Genomic DNA, 22,181 nt, shown 5'->3' on the forward strand with positions numbered 1-22,181 from the left:
GGACAGACCGATGAATCTCACCATGCTCCTCGAAATGGCCGCCGACACCGGACCCGACCGTGTCGCCGTCGGATCCCGCGACGGCGGGGTGACCTACCGCCAACTGCTCGACCGAGCCCGGACCCTGGCCGCGCAGTTGACAGTGTCCGAACATCGGCACGTCGCGCTTTTGGACCTCAACACCCCGGCCGTTCCGGTCCTCCTCTTCGGAGCGGCCGCCGCCGGGCTGCCGATCGCACCACTGAACTACCGGCTCACCAACCAACAACTCGACGAGGCCGTTGGTCGGCTCGCCCCGGCGACGGTCGTGACCGGCGCCGACACGGCCAGTCGCCTCACTCCGCGGGCAGACCTGGTGATCCGCCGTACCGACGACGTCATCCGCGAGGCAGCGTCGAGTGCCGCCGAGGCCGACCTGCCCTTCGTGGACCCGGACGACCCGGCCGTGCTCCTGTTCACCAGCGGGACCACGGGAGCACCGAAGGCTGCACTCCTGCGCCACCGGCACCTCACTAACTACATCGTGAGCACCGTCGAGTTCTGGAACGCGGACGAGGACGAGGCCATCCTGGTCTCGGTTCCGAACTACCACATCGCCGGCATCAGCTCGATCCTCAGCTCCGTGTACGCGGGACGCCGCATGGTTCAGCTGCCGTCATTCACGCCCGAGGGTTGGGTGAAACTTGCTGCCGCCGAGAGAATCACCCAGGCCATGGTGGTCCCGACCATGCTCGGCCGGATCCTCGACGTTCTGGAAGAAACCGGAACATCGCTGCCGACGCTGCGCGCACTGTCCTACGGCGGCGGCCGGATGCCCCAGCAGACCGTCGAACGCGCGATGACGCTGCTTCCGCACGTCGACTTCGTCAACGCCTACGGCCTCACCGAAACAAGCTCGACGATCGCCGTCCTCGGCCCGGACGATCACCGCGCCGCGCTGAACAGCGACAGCCCCGAGATCCGGGCCCGTCTCGGGTCGGTCGGACGGCCGCTGCCCTCGGTGGAGGTGGAGGTCCGGGACCACAATGGCTCCCCGGTCTCGGCCGGGGAGTTCGGTGAGGTGTTCGTTCGCGGCGAGCAGGTCGCGGGCGAGTACACCTCCCACAGCGCCCTCGATTCCGACGGCTGGTACCCGACGCGGGACCGCGGTCGACTCGACGCCGAGGGCTTCCTGTTCCTCGACGGACGTGCCGACGATGTGATCGTCCGCGGTGGCGAGAACATCTCGCCCGGCGAGATCGAGAACGTCCTCGTCGACCATCCCGCGGTTGCCGAAGCCGCTGTCGTCGGTGTCGCCGACCCTGAATGGGGCGAGCGAGTCGAGGCGGTCGTCGTCGCCGCGCCCGGAACGGTCGTCCTGGAATCCGAACTGCAGGAATGGGTCCGCGATCGGCTGCGCTCGACGCGGGTACCGACACACGTCCACGAATGGGATGCACTGCCGTTCAACGAGACCGGAAAGCTGCTCCGGCGCGCATTGCGAGACGAACTGAATGCCCGCGCCCCGCTGCGAAAGGTGACCCGATGATCCTCAAAGAGGACGAGAACCTCGTGACACTGCGCGAGGTGGTCCGAGACTTCCTGGACGAAGGAGACATCACCGCCGCGCCCGAAGGCCAGCCGAGATGGGACCCGGCGCGATGGGCCCGCGCGTGCAAGGAACTAGGGCTCGCCGGCGTTGCGGAACCCGAAGAACTGGGCGGTGCCGGCATCGGCCCGGCGGGTCTGATGATCGTGCTCGAAGAAGCGGGACGGGTGCTTTCTCCCCTGCCGATCCTCAGCTCCGTCGTCCTCGGTCAAGGTCTGCTCGCCCGGGCCGGAGACTACCACGCCCGAGCCGAGATGCTCCCGGCGCTGCTCGACGGATCACGCACGGCGACAGTCGCACTCGGTGCGTTCGGTGACGGCGGTACCGGTTTCGAGGCCCTCGACGCCGCTGCGAACCCCGACGGAACCTGGACGCTCACCGGATTCACCTCGTACGTCCTCGACGGTGCCACCGCCGGATGGGTGTTCGTTCGCGCCCGCGCCGCAGACGGACCGAGACTGTTCGCGGTCGACACCGACGATCCCAATATCACCTGCACGGTCCAAGAGTCGATGGACCTCACCCGGGCTTTCGCCCGCCTCGATCTCGATCGGGCGTCGGCCCGTCCTGTCGGTGATCCCGGCATCGCAGACGCGGTCCTCGCCGATCTGCGACACCTTCTGACGATCGCGGTGGCGTCCGAACAATTGGGCGGTGCGGAAACGACCGTACGCATGGCGGTCGACTATGTGAAGGTGCGGGTACAGTTCGGCCGCGAGATCGGTTCGTTCCAGGCAATCAAGCATCGTTGCGCGGACCTGGCGATCGAAGTCGACGACGCTCGCTCCGCCGTCGCCTACGCAGTCTGGGCGCTGCAGGAAGGATCCGACCAGCTGGCGATGGCGGCATCGATGGCGGCCGTTGTGTGTACGCGTGCGTTTGTCGACGGCGCTCGGGAAAACATCCACCTGCACGGGGGAATCGGATTCACCTGGGAGCACTCGGCCCACCTGTACTTCCGCCGTGCCACCTCCGACGCCGCACTGTTCGGAGACAGCAACCACCATCGTGAGGCAGTACTCGACGCTGCCGGAATCTGATTCCTCCAATTTCGTATCAGGTCAAACGTGCTATCCCACGCTGCGGCGAGGGAACCCAGAACATACCGCGGCATCGGGAGTTGCGGTGATCGTGATCAGACCAGCCTCAGCGTCGACGACGATGTCGGATGCATTCGATGCCCCTATCGCTCCGCCGATATCAGTATGCCGTTGTTGGATAACTTTGAATCATACTGTGCCTGCTCGGTTTCCTTCAGTCAGGTGGTGGTGGACCGTCGCACACCGGGACGCGCCCTGGCCAAACGCCCTTCGAGTCGCGGGGTGTCCGCACCAAACACAATGCAAACGCGCGTATAGATGGATGGTCGGCGGTCACGTCTTAGCGCCGATACTGAATCCGGCCGCGGATAACGGTGCAGCGCAGGGACTCCGCATTGGGAGTGTCGAGTGCGTCAGTGAGTGAGCGGTCGAGCAGGACCAGGTCCGCGGGCTCTCCCACCATGACAGTGCGGGGCGGACCTCCGGGGCGATCGAGAGGGGGCAGGTACCGGTCGAATGCCTCTGTGGTGGTGATTCGTTCCTGCGGGCCGATGACGTCGCCGGTGGGTGCGCGGCGTGTGGTGGCGGCGGAGATTACCGCCCAGGGGTCGAGGGGGCCGTAGGGGGCGTCGCTCGACAATGCAAGGGGGACCGAGTGATCGAGTAGGGATCGGCAGCGGTACAGGTCCGGCAGATCCCTGGTCTCGACGCGGTCGAGATAATCGTCACCGCGATGCGCGAGGAACCCGGGTTGGGTGACGACGACCAACCGGAGACGGCGCAGCTCGTCGATGGATTCGGCCGGGATCAGCGCCCCGTGCTCGATGCGGTCCCCGGGCACGGTTCCGACATGGTCGAAGACCGCGAGCAGCAACAGCAGTGCCTCGCGGCTGACGCAGTGCACGGCCACCGGCCGTCCGCGGGTGTGGCTGTGTCGGATGGTGTCGGTGAGGGTGTCAAAATCGGGCAGGCCGGAGTCGGCGAGGACGATCTTGTACGGCCCGACGGTCACGGTCGCCGGTCGGCTATGGGACTCGTCATTCACGGGCGCGCCGAGGAGATGTAGTCGTTGCGGCAGGGCCCCGGAGCGGTGCGCGTCGATCAGCGCGGCCATCGAGTCCGCTGGAAGGTCGGGTGTGGCGTCGGTGACCCCGGTGACCCCGAACCGGGCCAGGTCCGCGCCCACCGTGTCGAGCGCCGGAGGACCGGCCGCAGGTAGTCGTTCGCGCAGCCACGCGTCTGCTCGCCATACCCGTCCGGTGGGGCGACCGGTGTCGTCGCGCTCGACTCCGGGCTGCTCGGCTGAGTCGAGCCCGACGAGGGCTGATGCTTGGGTGTTGAGGATCCACATTGCGCCGCTGCGGTGCTGCAATCGCACCGGTCTTTGCGCGTGCAGGCGGTCGAGGGCTGCGGCGTCGAGCAAGCCGGCGACCGTCTCGACGTAGCCGACCCCCCGAATCCACCCGTTCCCTGGTGCTGAAGCGAGGGCGCGGGCCAGGTCGTCGGGTGTCCGCACGTGCGGGGGGCCGCACCGAACGGAGGACGCGTCGGCGGCGATCGCGTGCAGGTGCAGGTGGTGATCGTGCAGTCCGGGCAGTAGCGCTCCGCCTCGGCCGTCGATCACCTCGGCACCGCGGGCGTCGAGTTCGATCCCGATCGCGGAGATGGACTCGTCGCGGATCAGGACGTCGCGCAGTCCGGCCGGAAGCTCGACTCCGCGCAGCAGCAGGGCTGTCATCGGGTGATTCCCAGCTCGGTGAGGACCGCGGTGGTGTCCCGGCCCGATTCGGCGACGTTCCCGCGTGGGGGGCGTGGTCGGGGTTCGGCGAGCTCGACCGTGACGGTTGGAGTGTCGACGTACCAGCGGCCTTGGGATCGATAGGGCTGTGCGACACCAGTGCCCGTACTCGTCAGGGTCGCGGCCACCACCGAGGACATGGCGACATCCCACAGCACCCCACCCCCGTCGGCGGGCGCGGACATCGCCAACGCTGCCGCCGTCAGCCCGGTGAGCGGGTCGGCGATCGCGTCACCGACGAAGACCGGGCCGCCGTGGGTGTAGCCGACGAGTCCGGCCGTGGCGGCGATGTCGTCCCCGAAACCGACCCGGTTCGAGGTGCGTCCGTGCGCGGTGATCGACACCCACGTCCCCCCGTTCGCGACGAAGTCGGCGGCGTCGAGACCGAATCCGATCAGGGCGCGTGGTCGGGAGGCCTCGATCACGATGTCGGCGGCCGCGACGAGCGTGGCGAGCGCGTTGCGGTCGCCGGGGAGGGTGGGGTCGAGCATCACCGAGTCGTGGCCGCCGTGCAGCAGGTGATAGAAGTCGGGGTTTCCGCGGCGCGCACCGTCCGGTCGGGACGGGGTCTCGACCTTGACCACGCGGGCACCGGCCAGACTCAGCAGATGCGCGCAGAGCGGTCCCGCCCACAACGCGCTGAAGTCGACGACCAGACGGCCGGACACCGGCCGCGGCGCGAGTGGCCGGTAGGGCTCCGGGGCCGGGGTCTGTGGTGCTGCGACGGGTCCGGCGGCCACCCCGAGCAGTTCGGCGCGCTCTTCGAGTTCGGACCCGGCGTGCTCGCGCAGCCAGGCCTCGACCGCCGGCCACGGGTCGTCCCCGATGTCGGCACCCACCAGGGCGCCCAGCAGCAGTGGGTCGTCGAGGCGGGCGCAGGAGACGGCGGCCCACCCGTCGGCCGTCGGCAGAAGCCGGCACGATCCCCCGGGCGATGTTGCTCCGGAACGGCGGTGCCCGGTGAAGGCGGCGCGCTCGGCGAGCAGTCGCGCACCGTCGAGGGCGACCGCGCCGCCGGTGACGTCGGCGATCCACGCGGTTCGCTCCCGTGCGACGGTTGCCGCGCGGCCCGGCGGAATCAGCAGGGGACCGTCGGGACGACCGGTGAGAGAGGCGATTCCGCTTTCGGCCCAATCTCGTATCGGGTCGGGGTGCACGGTGGTCCACACCCTGCCGATGCTACATTCCGCACAACGACTTCCAGGACGGCAAACTATGGACGCAGGCGTACGAACCATCACCGTGGCAGAGCTCGCGGACGGCGCCGCGGATACCCCCGTACTCGGCGACGCCGCCGCCCTGCTCGAACCCGTGCTGATTGTCGACCTCGACGACGCCGACGCCGACTCGGGAATGATCGCGAGGGCGGCCGCCCGGATTCCGGTGTTGGACAGGATCACCGTCGGTCGCTGCACGGGCGGTGTCCCGGCCGCGCTCGCACCGCTGACCGCCGCGCTGGACCTCACCTACGCCACGGGTCCGGATCCCACGGATCGCGCGGTGGTCGGCACCGAGAACGTCGATGCGACTGTGGCCGAGTTCGTGAACGGGGTGGCTCGGTGTCCGCAGTCGGCGCTGGTCGCCGCACAGGTCGTGCGGATCTCCCAGACGCTCCCGGTGCCCGAGGCGGTCGACGTCGAATCCCTTGCCTACTCCACCCTGCAGGGCGGCAGCGAGTTCAAAGGATGGCTGGACGAGCGCCGCACGCTCGGGCGGCCGCTGCCACCGCCGCCGGCCACGGATCCGGTGCTGATCGACCGCGACGGTGACACCCTGCGGATCACGCTCAATCGGCCGGAGCGCCGTAATGCGTACGGCACCGCGTTGCGCGACGCCCTGGTCGAGGCGCTGCGCCTGCCGCTGCTCGACGACACGATCGTGACGGTGGTTGTCGACGGCGCCGGCTCGTCGTTCTGTGCGGGCGGTGACCTCGACGAATTCGGCTACACCCCGGACACTGCGACCGCGCACCTGATTCGCACCCGCGGTGGTGCCGGCCGTTTGATGGCGCGGCTGGCGGACCGGACGGAGGTGCGGGTGCACGGCCACTGCGTCGGTGCCGGAATCGAGGTCCCGGCGTTCGCCGGTCGGATTGTTGCCGCCGCCGACACGATCTTCCGGCTACCGGAGGTCACGATGGGGTTGATCCCCGGCGCCGGCGGCACGGTGAGCGTGCCTCGCCGCATCGGACGATGGCGGGCGCTGCACCTGTTCGTCACCGGCGCCGCGCTGGAGGCCCCGCGCGCACTCGCGTGGGGACTGATCGACGAAATCTCTTGATCGAGTCGGCCGCCGTCAGTCATGCCGATCGGAGTCAGCATTCGCAGAGCCTCGAAGCATGTTGGCGTTTCTGCGCTTCCCTCCTTTTCGATTGAGTTTCGGAATCCGGCGGTGGGGTCACCGCGCGAGGAATTCGGCGGTGCATGACGTGGGGGAAGGAACACATAGATGGGGCCCACGAGACCGATGAGCGGTAGGTGCTATTTGTCCTGAAAGTGAGAGGGCGAAGGACCCGCAGTGCAGCACGCCGGCGGTCACGCGGCGGTTCTCGGTCCGTGCGGGCGAGGGCCAGGCGAGACACCAAAAGCTGCAAGCGGTACGACGCTTCGTACGGTCTTTCCGCAGTGGCACCTTTCAATGACGACTGTATGACAGCGAAGAAAGATGTCGCCGGTTGGTAGCCGTCGCTGCTTTTCAGCCGAAGGGTAGATTCACAATCGGGTTGACGTTGTGACGACGATCTCACTATGCGGTAATCGCTCCGCCGGGTCGTTCGTCACATCCCAGAACGTGCAGGCTGTCGGTGATGTGATGGTGAGGATGGTCGGTTGACGACACAACGAAACGACGCCGCCGTGAAACGCGAGTTGAGCGCGTCGGGGTTGACGGAAGCCTCCGAGATCGGCCGTGGCGGGTTCGGAGTGGTGTATCGGTGTTTGCAGCCGTCCTTGGATCGCACGGTCGCGGTCAAGGTGCTCATCGGCGCGATCGACGACGAGAATCGAATCAGATTCTTCAGGGAACAGCGTGCCATGGGTCGCCTGACCGGCCACCCGAACATTGTCAATGTCCTGCAAGTCGGTTCCACGACGAGCGGCCACCCGTTCATCGTCATGCCATATCACCCCATGGACTCGCTCGATACGCTGATCCGGAACGACGGCCCCCTCGCGCCAGATCAGGTGTTGAGACTCGGGGTCAGAATCGCGGGTGCAGTGGAGACCGCCCACCGACTCGGGATCCTGCACCGCGATATCAAACCCGGCAATATTCTGCTCTCGAGCTACGGCGAACCTGCGCTCACCGACTTCGGTATCGCACATGTTACGGGCGGTTTCGAGACGTCCAAGGATCTGATCACGGCTTCGCCGGCCTTCACGGCTCCTGAGATCTTGAGAGGAGATCCGCCGACCCCGGCGTCGGACGTGTATAGCATAGGCGCGACCCTGTTCTGTGCTTTGACCGGGCACGCAGCCTTCGAGCGCCGGTCGGGTGAGCAGGTGGTTGCGCAGTTCGTCCGTATTGCGAGACATCCGGTCCCTGATCTGCGGGAACGTGGAATTCCCGACGACATCGCCGTAGCCGTCGAACATGCCATGGCACGCGAGCCCCGAGACCGTCCTGGCAGTGCTGTCGAGTTCGGCGACGAGCTGCGTGCCATCCAGGCGCGGAATGGGCTCGAGGTGGACGAAATGGCGCTTCTGATGGAGCAGCGAGTGGCACCGCTCGGCCGGCGCGATGCGGTCGCGACAACATCCGGCGAGGAGAGCTCAGGTCACCGAACCGTACGTCAGAGTCGCGCGGGAAATCTCCCCCTCGAGTTGACCAGCTTCGTCGGGCGCCAGGACGAGCTGTCCGAAGCCAAGCGCATGTTCCACACTGCACGTCTGGTCACGTTGACGGGAATCGGAGGGGTCGGGAAGACCCGGCTCGGATTGCGACTCGCTGCAGACATGCGGGACGAGTTTCCGCACGGCGTATGGCTGGCGGAGTTCGGCGAGGTTCTGGACGAGTCGCTTCTCGTCGACGTCATTGCACGTGCGCTCGGTCTGAGAATCAGTCGTTCGGAGCCCATGGAGGAGATCGTCGAGTTCCTGATCGACCGGAAGCTGCTGATCGTCCTGGACAACTGCGAGCACGTGATTACGCCGGTGGCGCGGTTCGCGGAGACGGTTCTTCGGACCTGCCCGGACATCTCGATCTTGACGACGACTCGTGAGCCTCTGAACATTGCCGGCGAGTCCGTTCTTCGTGTGCCGTCGTTGAGCACACCTGACGCCGATCACGAGCCCGCATTGGTGGTATCGCCGAACTATGATGCGATTGCCCTGTTCGAGGAACGGGCTGCCGCCGCGGTGCCGGGTTTCGAGCTCGACGACGACAACATCGACATCGTGGTGCAAATCTGCCGACAACTCGACGGCCTGCCGTTGCCTATCGAATTGGCGGCAGCGCAATTACGGGCGATGTCGCTCGACCAAATCGCTCAGCGGCTGACCGACCGATACAAGCTTCTCACCCATGGAAGCCGCGCCGCGCCGGCTCGTCAGCGCACGCTTCGTCTGTGCGTCGAATGGAGTTACGACCTTTGCATGCCGCAGGAACAGCAGATTTGGATCAATCTGTCCGCGTTCGTCGGCAGCTTCGAACTTGATGCGGCGGAGTTCATTTGTGAGGAAATAGATCGAGACGAACTCTTCGACGGCGTCCTTTCGTTGGTCGACAAATCGATTCTCATCCGGCAGGAGCACGGCAGCTCTGTCGGATTCCGGATGTTGGAAACGATCCGCGAATTCGGACGAGTGAAAGCGCGCGAATCCGGCGTTTACCCAAAACTACGTCGTCGCCACCATGATTGGTATCGGCAATTGGTACTCGACGCCGAGCGGGACTGGATCAGTCCTCGTCAACTCAGGTGGATCGCACGACTAGGGCGGGAACAGTCGAATCTCCGTGAGGCTCTGGAGTTCGCGGTGCTCGAGTTCGACGAACGAGAGTTTGGGTCCGTACTTGAAATCGCGGCGGCACTGTTTCCATTCTGGCTTTCCCGCAACCTGCTCAGTGAGGGACGATTCTGGCTCGATCGCGCCCTAGGATCGCGACCGGTGCGGGCGTCGGAGGAGCGAGTCAAAGCCCTCTACGCGAGCAGCGTGCTCGCCGGGATTCAGGGTGACCTTTCCACTGGATTCAACCTCACTTCTCAAGGTGAGGTGCTCGTGGCCGAGTTATCGGATCCAATCAGTACCGGGCGCATCGCTCACGCGAACGGCATTCTCGCGCTCTACAGCGGCAACGCGGTGCAGGCAGCGGAGAGACTGGAAGAGTCTCTACGGATCTTCAGTGCACACGGTGATGTCGGGGTGCGCGTGTGGATTCTGATGATGCTGGGAGTGGCCTACGACCTGGACGGCAACAGCAAACGCGCGGTCGCATGTCACCGCGAGGTAATCGACATCACCGAATCGCAGGGGGAATCGGTCTTTCGCTCGTATTCACTGTGGGGACTCGGTGTTGCGGTCTTTCGGCAGGGCGACCTTCCTCGCGCCGAAGAGTATCTGAGGGAGTGCCTACGGTTGTGTCATCTGATCGACGAGCCACTCGTCACCGCAGTTTGTCTGGAAGCCCTGGCTTGGATCGCCGGGCGTGATCAGGACTTCGGACGAGCCGCCATGCTGATGGGCGCGGCGGATTCGTTGGGGTCTGAGGTGGGAAGCTCACCTCTCCTTTTCCATCAACTTCGTACCTACCACACTCAATGCGCCGAATCGGCCTGCAACAGCCTCGGCGACAGAGAATTTCGATCACGACAGCGCAAGGGTTCGCGGTTGGCGACAGAAGAGGTCATCGCCCTCACCCGCACCGAATCTGGTCTAAAATCTGCAACAGACCCAGACGTGGACGGCATCGAGTTCACCCCACTCGAATGGCGGGTCGCCGAGTTGGTCAGTAAAGGTCGGTCCAAGCAGGGGATTGCGGAATCCCTTGGTATCTCTTCCGGCGCGGTCCAGGGGTGCATAGAACGGATCTTCGCGAAACTCGGTGTCACCTCGCTTAAACAACTTGCATCGTGGATGCGTCGACACGCGGTGAGTGACCTCCGCTGACATCGGATGCGGTTGTTCCTCCGCCGATCCAGCGCAACCCGGCCGCCGAGATCGGCCGTACCGAGTGTGGTCGGCGGTGTGTGTCTCTACTGGCCGTACATCTCCCAAGTCAGGGTCTGATTCATCACCTTTGGATGCTTTCGTTCGAAGAAAGCACGAGTCTCTTTCATATGCTCGGTCATAGCATCCCGCGCGCGGTCACTGTCGCCGTCCTCGATCGCTTCACAGATTTGATCGTGGATCACCGCGACGTGCTTGCGAGACGCCTGGCTGTAGACCACCCCTAGGCGCGCGCCGTCGATGATCCAGTCCAGTGAATTGAGAAAATAGGAGAGCAGCGGATTCTGAGCGCCTTCGGCAATCAGTTCATGAAACCTGTGGTTCTCGTAGAGAAACGCACTCTCGTCCGCGATGTTCGCGCGCATTGCTCCGACCGATTGACGGAGGCCGTCGATGACCCGATCATCACCGTTCTGTGCGCAGAGTGCGGCGGCGATCGGCTCGATGTATTCACGAGTCTCCAACACGGATCCAAACGGCGTGTCCGAGAACTGCATCAAGAGGGCAAGTGTGCTCGCTAGGTGACGCGAATCCGGTAGCCCTACGGTAGGACCGCCTCCGCGGCCGGGTCGGATAACGATCACGCCCTGCTGCTCCAGCACGCGCAGCGCCTCACGAAGCGTGCTTCTCCCGACCCCGAACGATTCGTACATGTCCGACTCGACGGGGAGTGGATCGCCGGGCTTCAGGCCCTGTTCTTGAATCATGTGCACGATGCGCTGAGCGATCATCTCAGCGCGTTTCGGCGGCATGCCAGGGGGCCGCGTCAGCGGGGTGACATCCCGGAACAGCGGCAGAATCTGAGTGACGGTCTCGCCGCCGCCGGCGGTCGAACGACCGGTGCGTGTGCGACTACTGGCCGTAGTCGACCCGGCCGTCTTTTTACCTGGCATATCTTCATCATACATTTGCGCGGCGGAAGTAGGTGTTCCCGCCGTGCCGAGCCGTTCTTGGCGTTCAGAACAGCACATCGCAAGCCTCGCCTGTGCTCGTCTTGTGGGTATAGCGGCGTCGCAGCCGCGGTTGGACGTCTAGCGGGGTTGACTGAACGAATCCACCTCTGCAAACATAGCTATGTTATGCATCTCACCCGGATTCTTGGTGGGCGCGAGAGACAGGCGACATCAGTCATCAGTCGTGACCGAAAGGAGTCCGCATGCGAACCTATCGGCCGCATCCGCGCCAAATGGGCAGGGCCTGGGAGGGTGCCGACGTCAAAGTGTTACAGCCGATGATTCTCACGGGGACTCACGCTGTGGTGACAGGTGCCGGAAGCGGCATCGGGCAGGGCATTTGTGTCCGCTTGGCCGAGCTCGGTGCGACGGTAACCGGGATCGGTCGTAACGACTCTGCGCTGCAGCGGACGGCGGAGCTCGCAGCGAGTGCACAAGGCAGCTTCCGGTGGTATTCGGCCGATGTTCGAGAGTGCGCGCAGATCCGGTCCGTCATCTCCGAAGCGTCAGCCGAGTTGGGCATGGACATTCTCGTCAACAACGCGGGCGGCCAGTTCTACGCTGCAGCAGACGAAATCTCCGACAAGGGATTCCGATCGGTGGTCGATTTGAACCTCAATGCGGTCTTCACCGTCATTGCCGAAGCCAAGCAGTTTCTCGCCCGGCGGGGCGGCAGTATCGTCAATATCTCACTGTCCGGTGTCGAGCGAGGAAGCGTGGGTCTGGCGCATTCGCTGGCCGCTCGCGCGGGCGTGCTGGCAATGACGAAGACAATGGCGCTGGAATGGGCTCATCTGGGCATCCGCGCCAACTGCGTTGCGCCGGGGGTGGTGATTTCGGACTCGTTACCCGACTCGATCGCTTCAACCCTGCGTGATCACGTTGTTCCCGAGTCCGTGCCGGCCGGCAGGCCCACACCGACTGCAGACGTCGCCGAACTCGTCGCGTTCCTCGCGACGCCGGCGGGTCGCATGATCACCGGTCAACTGTTGCAGATCGACGGCGCCGCTCATCTCGGGCGCGGTCTGCACATGGTCGACGACTGGCCGCCGGAGGAGGCACGCGGATGACCGGAGACGCCGACATGCTGGCGTTCGCCGTCAAGTGGCGCGGAGGGAGTAGTTCCGACATCTTCCTCGAATTCGGTACTTCGCCGGACACGTACTTTGCTCGGTTGCCTGCATTCTGGAGAGTGTCGGGGCGCGCGGGTGGCGTCGGTGGAGCGGGTGGCGTCGGTGGAACAGTATGCTCGTTGAACTCCGAGTACCACTGGACTGGAACCGGCTGTGTCGACAGGGAAGTCGGCACAGCCGGTCGTCGATGGACCTCTATTTCATCAGGTCGAGTAATCCAGGGACGGCTCGTCCGTCGGTGATCAAACTCCATGCCCCATCACGTCCGGTCTCGACCGCGGTCTGAGTGAGCAACCGGTCCCATCGGCCGACAGACCCGAACTCCGAACGCCACGCAAGTACGGGTTTGGTGTATCGATGCAGGTCGTGCTCGAAGGTCGTTCCGATTGCGCCGTGTACCTGATGCGCGTTGCGGACAACAGTCGACACTGCGTGTCCCGCACAGGATTTGGCCACCGCCACGGCAAAAGTCGTCCTGTGGTCGTCCCAGGCGGTGCGTTCGACGTGGGCGACGGCAGCGTCGGCCGCTGCCCGAGCCAGGGCGGCCTCGGCGGCGGTCGCGGTGACGAGACGCTGCACGGCCTGAAACTTCGACAGTGGCCGGCCGAACTGCTCGCGGCTCGCGACGTGTTCGATGCACAGCTCCACGATGCGGTCCATGGCCCCGCACACCTGGAGGACCCGGGCTAGCGCACCCCGCAACAGGAAGGTTTCGGCCGTACCCTCGGGTACCGGTGACCACGTCACGGTGTCGACCTCGAGTGTCACGGTGTCCCGCGGCTCGCCGCCCAGATTCTGGGACGGGGTGACGTGGACACGGTCGGCGGCGATGTCGGCCACCAGCCAGTGCGAACCGTCGTGCCGAAGCGGGACCACGAAGTCGGCATGGCGCGCCCACGGCACAGAGGGGGTGGTACCGGACTCGCGCATGAGGAACGCCGTCCGGAACCCGTCGGTCATGGGAAGTTGCGCGGTTTCGAGCAGCCAACCCGCCAGCAGGTCGTGTTCGACGACGGGTGCCGGCACGGCGGCGCCGGCCGCTGCGGCCAGTAGCGCTGATACGGCGTGCCAATCCGCGCCGCTGCCACCGTGCGAGTCCGAGCCGGTCAGCCGCACCAAACCGACTTCGTCGAGAACCTTCCACAATGCCCCGTCGAACTCGACGGTGCCCGTCGCGGCGATGTCGGGTTTCCGGTGTGCGGCGAAGACCGACTCCATCATGGCGACCAGATCGGGATCGATCAGTGTTGTCGAATTCATCAGCGTAGTCCTAGTTCGCGGGCTACGACGCCCTCGAGTATTTCGGTGGTTCCACCGCGCAAGGTGAAGCCTGGCCGCTGTAGAAGGGCGCGATCGACCAGGTCTCGGTAACGACCGGACTGTTCCGGTTCCGCATCGCGATCGAGATGGAGATCGGCGTACTCGGCGATGTCGCCCTCGGTCACCGTCCCGAGCAGCTTGACGGCAGCGGCGGCGCTGTCGGCACGTTCGCCGCGCCGAAGAGCTCCGGCGATGGCGGAGGACATGTGGTGCAGGCCCGCGATTCGGGCCATCAAGCGACCGATGCCGCCGTCGCTCATCCGGCCGGCAGCGGCGTGCTCCGCGGTCCCGGCAAGCAACGGGAACGTCGACAAGAATCGTTCGGGACCACTGCGCTCGTAGGCGAGTTCGGAAGTGACCTGACGCCAGCCGTCGCCGATACCGCCGAGAACCATTCTGTCCGGGACGAACACGTCATCCATCATCACCTCGTTGAAATGGTGGCCCCCCGTCATCGACACGATGGGGCGCATCTCCACCCCCTCCGCGCGGAGGTCGACGATGAACTGACTCAAACCCGCGTGCCGGGCCGCGGAATCTTTCGGCGAGGTCCTCGCCAGCGCGAAGAAGGCGTCGGCCTGATGGGCGCCGGAGGTCCACACCTTGGTGCCCGTGATCCGCCACCCACCGTCGACCTGCACCGCCTTCGTGCGGACACTAGCGAGGTCGGATCCGGAGTCGGGTTCGCTCATTCCGATCCCGAAGAAGCACTCAGCCTTCGCGATGGCGGGTAGGTACTTGTGCTTCTGCTCCTCGGTTCCGAACCTCAGCAGCGACGGGGCGATCTGACGGTCGGCGATCCAATGCGCAGCGACCGGTGCTCCCGCGGCGAGGAGTTCCTCGGTGACGACGAACCGTTCGACGTGTGACCGGCCGTGGCCGCCGTACTGGTTGGGAATCGTCATTCCGATCCACCCACGGTCCGCGAGGCGACGGGAGAACTCCGGATTCCAGTCGGTCAGCCAGGTGTCCACCCCGGCAGTGAACGCTCCGGATTCCTTACTCTCCCTGAGGAAAGTGCGCACCTCGTCCCGTAACCCGGCATGGTCGTCCGGATCGTCGACCGTCCGCGGCAATAACCGTTTCGAATTCACGTCATTCTCCTCGGGAGCTGGTGGTGTGCGGGAAGTAGCGGCTGGATGGGGTTCGGGACGCTCACGCCCGACCGGCGTCGAGAACTTCGCCGATCCTCTGCAGACCGCCCTGATACATGCCACTGACGGCCTGCGCCAGCTCTGCACCGCCGGTCTCATCGTTGGCTTCGAACTGCGCTGTCCAGAGGATGTCGGAGCCCCCGTCTGCAGCGGGAACGACCGCGAAACGCGAGCTGAAGGCCTCGAGCACCAAGGGGCCGTCGATGTAGTCGTAGTCGTAGTAGTGGAGTGCGTCGTTGTGCTCGGTGATGCGTTCGCGTGCCTGCCCCGCGCCACCCGCCAGTTCTGCGTACCGGACGTCGCCGTCGAACCAAGACTTCTCCACAGCCGGAAGCCACTTGTCGATGCCACCCGGGGCGCCGCACAGCGCCCAGATGTCCTCCGTCGGATGGGTGTAATGGGCGGTTTCCTTGATCGTCATTTGCACGCTCATATCGCTCTCCTCGTTGCGTCACAACCGGTTTCGAATCAAACGTCAGCGTCCACCTGTTTCCGGTGCCACCTCGGTGCCGCTCCGCGAGTGGCCCAGGGTCTGGCGCATAAGCTCCGCTGCGTTTAATATGACAAATATAATCAGGTTAACTGGTCATGGCAAGGGCCACGGGGGAGTGCCGGGCCGATTCTCCAATGATCGGGGACCGGACAAACTCCCGACAGCGAAAGGATTGACTACATGGACCTGCGACTTGGTGGGAAAGTTGCGATCGTGACGGGCGCAAGCCGCGGATTGGGTAAGGCCGCGGCGGAAGCCCTTCTCGAAGAGGGTGTATCCGTTCTTCTCGTCGCGCGATCGCGAGAACTCCTGGAAGAAATTCATGAGAGGTATCCCGAGCGGACGACTGTGCAACCGTGCGACATGCGTGACATGGATGCGGTCGCCGCGCTCGCCGATACCGCAGTGGAGGCCTTCGGGCGACTCGACATCGTGGTGAACAACGCCGGTATCGCTCCCGCCGGTCGATTTGATGAACAGCCGCAGAAGCTGTGGGACGAGGTGTTCGATGTCAACGTCCGTGCGCCGGCTGTGTTGACGCGCGCGGCGGCGCAGTATCTGCTGCCCCAGGGTTCGGGCAAGATCATCAACGTGGCGAGCACGTCCGGGATCAAGGGGAAACCGACGTTGGTCGCCTATTCGTCGTCCAAGGGTGCCGTGTTGCAGTTCACCAAGGCGCTCGCCGGTGAATGGGCGAAGAGGGGGGTGCAGGTCAATGCCATCGCCCCGGGCGCCTTCTCCACGGACGCGCAGAGCGCCGTCACCGAGTCTCCGGACGTGCTCGCGAAGCGATTGAAGAAGATCCCCGCCGGTCGTATGGGCGACCCGGCGGAGTTCGGTCCGCTGGTGGCATACCTGGCGTCCCCATTGTCCGATTTCGTCACCGGTTCGGTCGCCGTCATCGACGGCGGCGAGGTCAGCCGGCTCTGAGAGGGTTTCCATGATCATCGACGCACATACACACATGTGGCCGGACGCGGTCGCAAAACGCGCGCTGGCCGGATCGGTCCCGGATCTCGAGCGGCGCGGTGACGGAACCGCGAACGGTCTCGAGGAATCGATGGCCGCAGCGGGGATCGACCGCTCAGTCTGCCTGGCTGTGGCCAACGACGGAGAGGCGGTCGACAAGGCCAACAAGTTCTCCGGATCGCTCAATCCCGACTACTTCATCGGATTCGGGTCGGTGCACCCCGAGCTATCGGTCGAGGAGAATGTCGACAGTCTTCGCCGACACAGTCTGAAGGGAGTGAAGATTCATCCCTTCTTCCAGAAGTACGCTCTCGACGACCCGCGCATGGACCGATTGTTCGACGCGATGCAGGGTGAGTTCGCCGTCATTATCCATATTGGATCCATCTCCACCGCCAGTTCCGAGGGTGTCTGCAGTCCTGCGATGCTGGCAGACCTGGTCCGCAAATTTCCCAGGCTCGACGTCATCGCCTGTCACTTCGGTGGCTACCGGCAGTTTCAGGCGGCGGTCGATACGGTCGTCGGGCTGCCGGTGTACCTGGACACGTCGTGGCCGCCGAGTCTTGCCGAACTCGACCCTGCCGAGGTCCGCAAGGTCATCGAGAAGCACGGGCCCGAACGAATTGTCTTCGCTTCGGACTGGCCGATGGCCGACCAGGGCCGCGAGATCCGAGCGGTACGAGACCTCGGTTTGGCCGACGACGACGTCGATCACATCCTCGGGCAGAATCTTGCGGCTCTGTTGAACATCCCTGCCTGACCCCAATCAGGTGAAAGGAACCGTCGGTCGGGGAGTGGGCCACCGTCCATCTCCCCGACCGAATGCGTTGTGGCGACGAACGGCGGACCCCGCGACGACACCCATCGCGAAAGGCCCTTCTGAGGAAATTCGCGGAAAATTGTCGTCACCCTTGCGCTAAAACATGAATATAGTTACGTTGTTTAGTGCACGTGTCGTGCATCACACAATAAGCCCGCCGCCCGCTCCAAGCGAAGTCGGCCGGTCTTGATCTGGAGGTCATGGTGACAACCGCAACGGGTTTCGATCCCCTCACATACCTTGTTCAACAGAATCCGTATCCCTTCTACAAGCAGCAGCGCGAGAACGTGCCTGTGCAGTTCATCGACTCGGTGGGCGCGTGGGGAATCTTTCGGTATGCCGATGTGGAGAGCACCTTCAAGCGTCCTGAACTCTTCTCCGCGAAAGACTTCACCACCAGCGCATTCGGTGAGTTCGACCCCGTGCCCGAGGTGAAGTCGATCATCGCCACGGACCCGCCGGAACATTCACGCATCCGCCGCCTCGCCAATGCCGGATTCCGCCCGGGCGCCATCAAGTCCATGGAGCCGAAGGTCGATGCTGTAGTCAACCGGTTACTCGACAATCTGGAAAACAGGCGTTCGGAGTTCGACCTGGTATCGGATTTCGCCGCCTACGTTCCGGTCAACGTCACAGCGGACCTGCTTGGCGTCGAGGATCCGGACGTGCGGGAGGACTTCAAGCGCTGGACGATGGACATGTTGAAGTCGCCCAGCCGCGGAGTCCTTCCCGAGGAAGAACTCGACCAGATCCGCAGGAGTGTCGCCGAGCTCCGTGCTTACTTCACCGAGCAGATCGAATACCGTCGAACCAATCCCGGGACCGATCTGGTCTCTGATCTTGTGCGCGCTGAGGAAGAAAGTCAGACTCTTACCGCCACCGAGATCCTGAGTCTGGTCGCATTGATGCAGTTCGGTGGCTCCGAGACGCCGTCCCACCTCATCAGCTCGACGGTGTACAACTTGTTCACCCACCCGGAGATCCTCGACGAGGTCAAGCGTGATCCGAGCAGGGCCATGGCCGCGGTGCAGGAGACCTTGCGGCAGAATTCACCGGTCCAGATGGTCTTCCAGACCTCAACCCGAGATGTGGAAGTTGCGGGTGTCACCATCCCCGCCGACTCGATGGTGTTCGCATACATCGCGTCGGCGAACCACGACGACACCGTGTTCGACCAGCCGGAACGATTCGTCCTCGACCGCCCCAATCTCAACAAGCATCTCTCTTTTGCCACTGGTGCCCACCACTGCATCGGAGCGCCGCTCGGCCGCATGATGTGCGCGAAGGCCGTGAGCGGGCTGCTCGCTCGCTTCCCCGATCTGCAGCCGCTGGAGTCGGATCCGCAGTGGATGCCGTCCTATTGGGTGCGGGGTCTGGCTCGGTACCGGTTCACTGCCTGAACGTGCATGTGCCAGGGGAGGGCGTGACCGCACCCTGCGGTGCGATCGTTCTGGCCGGGATCGCCGGTGGCACTCTCGCATTCGGCTACACGAGCCCGAACCGGGAAGTGCAGGTGAGCACGAGTTCGCGGATCGCGTGCAGACCTGGCTACGGTCATCAACCTGTGGAAGGAACACGGAATCGACGCCGACGCCACGCGTTACAGTCTTGACGTGGTCAATCAAGCCATTCGAGGCCTTGCGGACCACAAGATCGCGGAGCGCGGAGTCCTGGTCATGTAGGACATCAGGCGGAGGCTTCCGTCCTTTGTCACCAGCGGCCCTGGTTCGATCTCGCGCAGAGATCGGACCAGGGCCGTTTCGATTCCACCGCGAGGCGTGCCTACCCATCAGGTCGTGGATAAGCCGAGTTGAACCGATTGTTCGGAGCACAATACGACCCGGGTCGGTCTTCACCGGCCCGGGTCGCGTGATGTCCGAGATCGTTCAGCGGTGTCGCCCGTCCTCCTGGAGATCGGTTGCGACTACAGCGGGCGACGGAATCGATCAGACGTAGAGTGCCACCTCTTCGCCCTCGACATCGACCTTGTAGACACGGGCGCGGAGCTTGAGCTGAGGCGCTACGACCGACTTGCCGTCGGACAGGTTGAATTCGAAGCCGTGCCAGGGACACCGCACGATCTCGCCCTCGCGTCCCCACTCGTAAACATCCGGTACGCTTTCGAGCATCATGCCGGTGGGGGGGAGTGTGCACAGCGAGGCGCCCTTGTGGGGGCAGGCGTTGCGCATCGCGTGGAAGGCGCCGCCGACATTGAAGACGGCGATTTCGACGTCCTCGATGTCGACGACGCGGCGGGTGTCGTCGGGAAATTCGTCCAGTTTGCCGATCACGTGGCGTGTCATTGTGGTGCTCCAGTCGTGCGATGAGGCCGTTCCCGTCGACGGGAACGGTGGGGGTAGGGGTCAGTTCCGCTCGATCAACGTGGCGGTGCCGAGGCCTCCGCCGCAGCACATTGTGACGAGACCGAAGCGGGCGTCGGTGTTTTCCATCCGGTTGACGATCGTGGTGAGCAGCCGGGCACCCGTGGCGCCCAACGGGTGCCCGATCGCGATGGCTCCGCCCCAGGAGTTGACGCGGTCCATGTCGGGCTGGAATTCGCGCTGCCAAGCGAGCACGACCGACGCGAATGCCTCGTTGATCTCGATGGCGTCGATGTCACGGATGCTCAGGTTGTTGCGCTCGAGGATGCGCGTGGTCGCGGGGATGGGGCCGGTCAGCATGTCGACGGGGTCGACCCCGAGAACAACTTGGTCCACGACCCGTGCGCGGGGCCGGAGTCCGTATTCCTGCGCGAACTGGGCGCTGGAAAGTAGGACGGCGGCGGCTCCGTCCGAGATCTGCGAGGAGTTGCCGGCCGTCACTTTCCCACCGTCCGCGAAGACCGGTTTCAGCGCTGCCAGCCCTTCGGCTGTCGACGCGGCCCGGATGCCCTGGTCGGTGTCGATCTTGGTGCCACTGACGTCGATCGAATGGATTTCGCGTGCCAGGTGCCCGTCCCGCGCGGCCGCAGCGGCGCGTTGATGAGACCAGGCGGAAAACTCGTCCATTTCGGCGCGACTGATCTGATACCGGTCGGCCAACCGCTCGGCGGCCACGCCCTGGGAGACCAGGGGGTGCCGCGAGCGTAGTTCCTCGGTGAACGCCTGACCCCACTGCTCCTGCGAACCATGGTGTACACGGAAGCCGTTGCGGCCCATATGTTCGATGCCGGCGGCGATCACCGCACGATCGATGCCGGCGGCGATCGACGATGCAGCGTAGTGGGCTGCCTGCTGGCCGGAACCGCATCGGATGTCCACCGTCGTCGCGCCGGTGGTGGCCGGCAGTCCCTTCTGCAACCATGCGGTACGGGCGATGCCCGAGGACTGTTGCGCGATCTGATTGGCGCACCCGGTGATCACGTTGTCGACGGCGGCCGGATCGATGCCCGCGCGTTGCACGACACCTTCGTAGCACTGCCCGAGCAGATCCGCGGGGTGCACGTCTCGCAGAACTCCCTTGTCGGCGTGACCGCGGCCCACCGGAGATCGCACTGCGTCGATGATGACGGCCTGATGCGCCGCATCATGGCTCATCGTCGGAGTCCTTCCTGGGTCGTCGCCGCCCGGCCCGCGTCGTCGGCGAGGACGGCGCTCACGAGCGTCTTGGAGATACCGAGGCGGAGAATTTCCGAGGAACCCTCATAGATCCGCATGGGGCGGGCCTGGCGGTAGAGTCGCTCGAGCTTGGAGTCGCGAACCAGCCCGAAGCGTCCTGACATCTGCACCGCGCGGTCGGTGATGCGACCGGCGGTCTCACTGGCAACCAATTTCGCCATGGAGCTGAAGTGCAGCGATGCCGCCGGGTCTACCCGCGCCATGTCGGCAGCCTTGTAGCTCAGCAGGCGGGCCGCCTCGAGTTCGGCCCAGGATGTCCCGAGCATGTCGGCGACCGCGCCGAGCTTGGCCAGGGGCCGCCCGAACTGCACACGTGTCCCCGCGTGCCGCGCTGCTTCGTCCAGGGCCGCCTGGGCGAGGCCGATCGATGCACCCGCGACCGAGACGCGGAACACCGCGAGGGTGGCGAGCACATGCTCGAGTCCTTTGCCGATTTCGCCGATGCGGTTGTCCCCGTTGACCTCGACGTTGTCGAAGGTGAGTTCGGCCAGGATGTGGGGAGCGATGATCTCCGGGGTGGGGGTGATCGCCAGGCCGGGTGCGTCAGCCGGGACGAGGAACAAGCTCAGGCCCTCGTCCTCCCGGGTCAGCACGCAGTAGAAGCCGGCCGCGCCGCCGTTGGAGATGAAGGACTTGTTGCCGGTGAGCACCAGACGTTCACCGTCTCGGTGTACTTCGGTGACGATGTTCTTCAGGTCCGAGCCGGCGTCCTGCTCGGTGAGACCGAGACCGGCCAGTACGTCTCCGGAGGCGACTTTGGGCAGCCATTCGTCGCGGAGCTTGTCGCTACCGGCCCGCGCCAGTCCGAAGCTGCCGATGCCCTGCAGCGCAAAGAGCGAATCCAGGTGCGCCGAGGTTCCCATGAGAACTTCCCGAACGACGCACACCGCGAGCGGGTCGACGGTCTCGAACCGCCCGCCCCATCTGGCCGGAACCGTCAGGCTCCACAGACCGCTGTCGGCGAGGATCTTCCGCATACCCTCGTGCACGGTGCTCATCGCATCGGCCTCGATGGCGAACGGTTCGGCCGCTGCTGCGGCCGCGGCCGCTTCGTCGCGAATAGCGAGGTACTTCTGGTCCAATTCAAAAGCCATCAATTTTCCTTGTCTATCCAGGCGTTGTCGGCTCCGAA

At 64.8% G+C, this 22,181-nt stretch carries 17 protein-coding genes; 8 read left to right on the forward strand and 9 right to left on the reverse strand.

All coding sequences use genetic code 11. The annotated features are described in order from the left end of the window. Nucleotides 1-10: 10 nt before the first annotated feature. Both ACFTWF_RS30765 and ACFTWF_RS30770 read left to right on the forward strand, forming a co-directional pair. Complete coding sequence (locus ACFTWF_RS30765; RefSeq protein ID WP_378464889.1) at nucleotides 11-1,528, forward strand: class I adenylate-forming enzyme family protein; 1,518 nt, start codon at nucleotides 11-13, stop codon at nucleotides 1,526-1,528. Further along, complete coding sequence (locus tag ACFTWF_RS30770; RefSeq protein WP_378464890.1) at nucleotides 1,525-2,628, forward strand: acyl-CoA dehydrogenase family protein; 1,104 nt, start codon at nucleotides 1,525-1,527, stop codon at nucleotides 2,626-2,628. The genes ACFTWF_RS30765 and ACFTWF_RS30770 overlap by 4 nt, the downstream gene beginning before the upstream one ends. Before the next feature lie 340 nt (nucleotides 2,629-2,968). Here ACFTWF_RS30770 and ACFTWF_RS30775 read toward each other — a convergent pair whose 3' ends face one another. Both ACFTWF_RS30775 and ACFTWF_RS30780 read right to left on the reverse strand, forming a co-directional pair. Continuing rightward, nucleotides 2,969-4,366, reverse strand: coding sequence for an amidohydrolase family protein (locus ACFTWF_RS30775; RefSeq protein ID WP_378464891.1), 1,398 nt, complete (start codon nucleotides 4,364-4,366; stop codon nucleotides 2,969-2,971). Further along, on the reverse strand, nucleotides 4,363-5,595 hold the full coding sequence (locus ACFTWF_RS30780; protein ID WP_378464892.1) for a CoA transferase: 1,233 nt from the start codon (nucleotides 5,593-5,595) through the stop codon (nucleotides 4,363-4,365). The genes ACFTWF_RS30775 and ACFTWF_RS30780 overlap by 4 nt, the downstream gene beginning before the upstream one ends. Nucleotides 5,596-5,641: 46 nt before the next feature. Between ACFTWF_RS30780 and ACFTWF_RS30785 the strand changes: the two genes are divergently transcribed. Both ACFTWF_RS30785 and ACFTWF_RS30790 read left to right on the forward strand, forming a co-directional pair. Next, a complete protein-coding gene (locus ACFTWF_RS30785; RefSeq protein WP_378464893.1) occupies nucleotides 5,642-6,706 on the forward strand; it encodes an enoyl-CoA hydratase/isomerase family protein in 1,065 nt (354 codons plus the stop codon). A gap of 548 nt (nucleotides 6,707-7,254) precedes the next feature. Beyond that, nucleotides 7,255-10,530, forward strand: coding sequence for a protein kinase (locus tag ACFTWF_RS30790; protein WP_378464894.1), 3,276 nt, complete (start codon nucleotides 7,255-7,257; stop codon nucleotides 10,528-10,530). 86 nt (nucleotides 10,531-10,616) lie between these two features. Here ACFTWF_RS30790 and ACFTWF_RS30795 read toward each other — a convergent pair whose 3' ends face one another. Continuing rightward, nucleotides 10,617-11,498 (reverse strand): FadR/GntR family transcriptional regulator, encoded by an 882-nt coding sequence (locus tag ACFTWF_RS30795; protein WP_378464895.1) that lies wholly within the window; start codon nucleotides 11,496-11,498, stop codon nucleotides 10,617-10,619. A 248-nt stretch (nucleotides 11,499-11,746) separates the two neighbouring features. Between ACFTWF_RS30795 and ACFTWF_RS30800 the strand changes: the two genes are divergently transcribed. Beyond that, a complete protein-coding gene (locus tag ACFTWF_RS30800) occupies nucleotides 11,747-12,613 on the forward strand; it encodes an SDR family NAD(P)-dependent oxidoreductase (protein WP_378464896.1) in 867 nt (288 codons plus the stop codon). 258 nt (nucleotides 12,614-12,871) lie between these two features. On the opposite strand, the gene ACFTWF_RS30805 is transcribed toward ACFTWF_RS30800, so the two are convergent. The 3 genes from ACFTWF_RS30805 to ACFTWF_RS30815 form a co-directional block, all read right to left on the reverse strand. Continuing rightward, nucleotides 12,872-13,936, reverse strand: coding sequence for an acyl-CoA dehydrogenase family protein (locus ACFTWF_RS30805; protein ID WP_378464897.1), 1,065 nt, complete (start codon nucleotides 13,934-13,936; stop codon nucleotides 12,872-12,874). Beyond that, nucleotides 13,936-15,090: an acyl-CoA dehydrogenase family protein gene (locus ACFTWF_RS30810; RefSeq protein WP_378464898.1), complete on the reverse strand. Its 1,155-nt coding sequence runs from the start codon at nucleotides 15,088-15,090 to the stop codon at nucleotides 13,936-13,938. The genes ACFTWF_RS30805 and ACFTWF_RS30810 overlap by 1 nt, the downstream gene beginning before the upstream one ends. Nucleotides 15,091-15,151: 61 nt before the next feature. After that, on the reverse strand, nucleotides 15,152-15,583 hold the full coding sequence (locus ACFTWF_RS30815; protein WP_378464899.1) for an SRPBCC family protein: 432 nt from the start codon (nucleotides 15,581-15,583) through the stop codon (nucleotides 15,152-15,154). 240 nt (nucleotides 15,584-15,823) lie between these two features. On the opposite strand from ACFTWF_RS30815, the gene ACFTWF_RS30820 reads away from it, so the two are divergent. The 3 genes from ACFTWF_RS30820 (at nucleotide 15,824) to ACFTWF_RS30830 (ending at nucleotide 18,832) form a co-directional block, all read left to right on the forward strand. Then, complete coding sequence (locus ACFTWF_RS30820) at nucleotides 15,824-16,573, forward strand: SDR family NAD(P)-dependent oxidoreductase (RefSeq protein ID WP_378464900.1); 750 nt, start codon at nucleotides 15,824-15,826, stop codon at nucleotides 16,571-16,573. Nucleotides 16,574-16,583: 10 nt separating this feature from the next. Continuing rightward, on the forward strand, nucleotides 16,584-17,372 hold the full coding sequence (locus ACFTWF_RS30825) for an amidohydrolase family protein (RefSeq protein ID WP_378464901.1): 789 nt from the start codon (nucleotides 16,584-16,586) through the stop codon (nucleotides 17,370-17,372). Between the two features lie 260 nt (nucleotides 17,373-17,632). Next, nucleotides 17,633-18,832, forward strand: coding sequence for a cytochrome P450 (locus ACFTWF_RS30830; RefSeq protein WP_378464902.1), 1,200 nt, complete (start codon nucleotides 17,633-17,635; stop codon nucleotides 18,830-18,832). Nucleotides 18,833-19,378: 546 nt separating this feature from the next. Here the strand turns inward: ACFTWF_RS30830 and ACFTWF_RS30835 are convergent. The 3 genes from ACFTWF_RS30835 to ACFTWF_RS30845 all read right to left on the reverse strand — a co-directional run bounded on the left by ACFTWF_RS30835 (nucleotide 19,379) and on the right by ACFTWF_RS30845 (nucleotide 22,143). Then, the gene (locus tag ACFTWF_RS30835) at nucleotides 19,379-19,723 is read right to left on the reverse strand and encodes a Rieske (2Fe-2S) protein (RefSeq protein WP_378464903.1); all 345 of its coding nucleotides are present in this window, start codon (nucleotides 19,721-19,723) and stop codon (nucleotides 19,379-19,381) included. 72 nt (nucleotides 19,724-19,795) lie between these two features. Further along, entirely contained in the window at nucleotides 19,796-20,968 is a 1,173-nt protein-coding gene (locus tag ACFTWF_RS30840) for a thiolase family protein (protein ID WP_378464904.1), read from the reverse strand. After that, a complete protein-coding gene (locus tag ACFTWF_RS30845; protein WP_378464905.1) occupies nucleotides 20,965-22,143 on the reverse strand; it encodes an acyl-CoA dehydrogenase family protein in 1,179 nt (392 codons plus the stop codon). The genes ACFTWF_RS30840 and ACFTWF_RS30845 overlap by 4 nt, the downstream gene beginning before the upstream one ends. Between the last annotated feature and the right edge of the window lie 38 nt (nucleotides 22,144-22,181).

Source organism: Rhodococcus sp. NPDC056960 (assembly GCF_042674125.1).
GTDB lineage: Bacteria > Actinomycetota > Actinomycetes > Mycobacteriales > Mycobacteriaceae > Rhodococcus_F.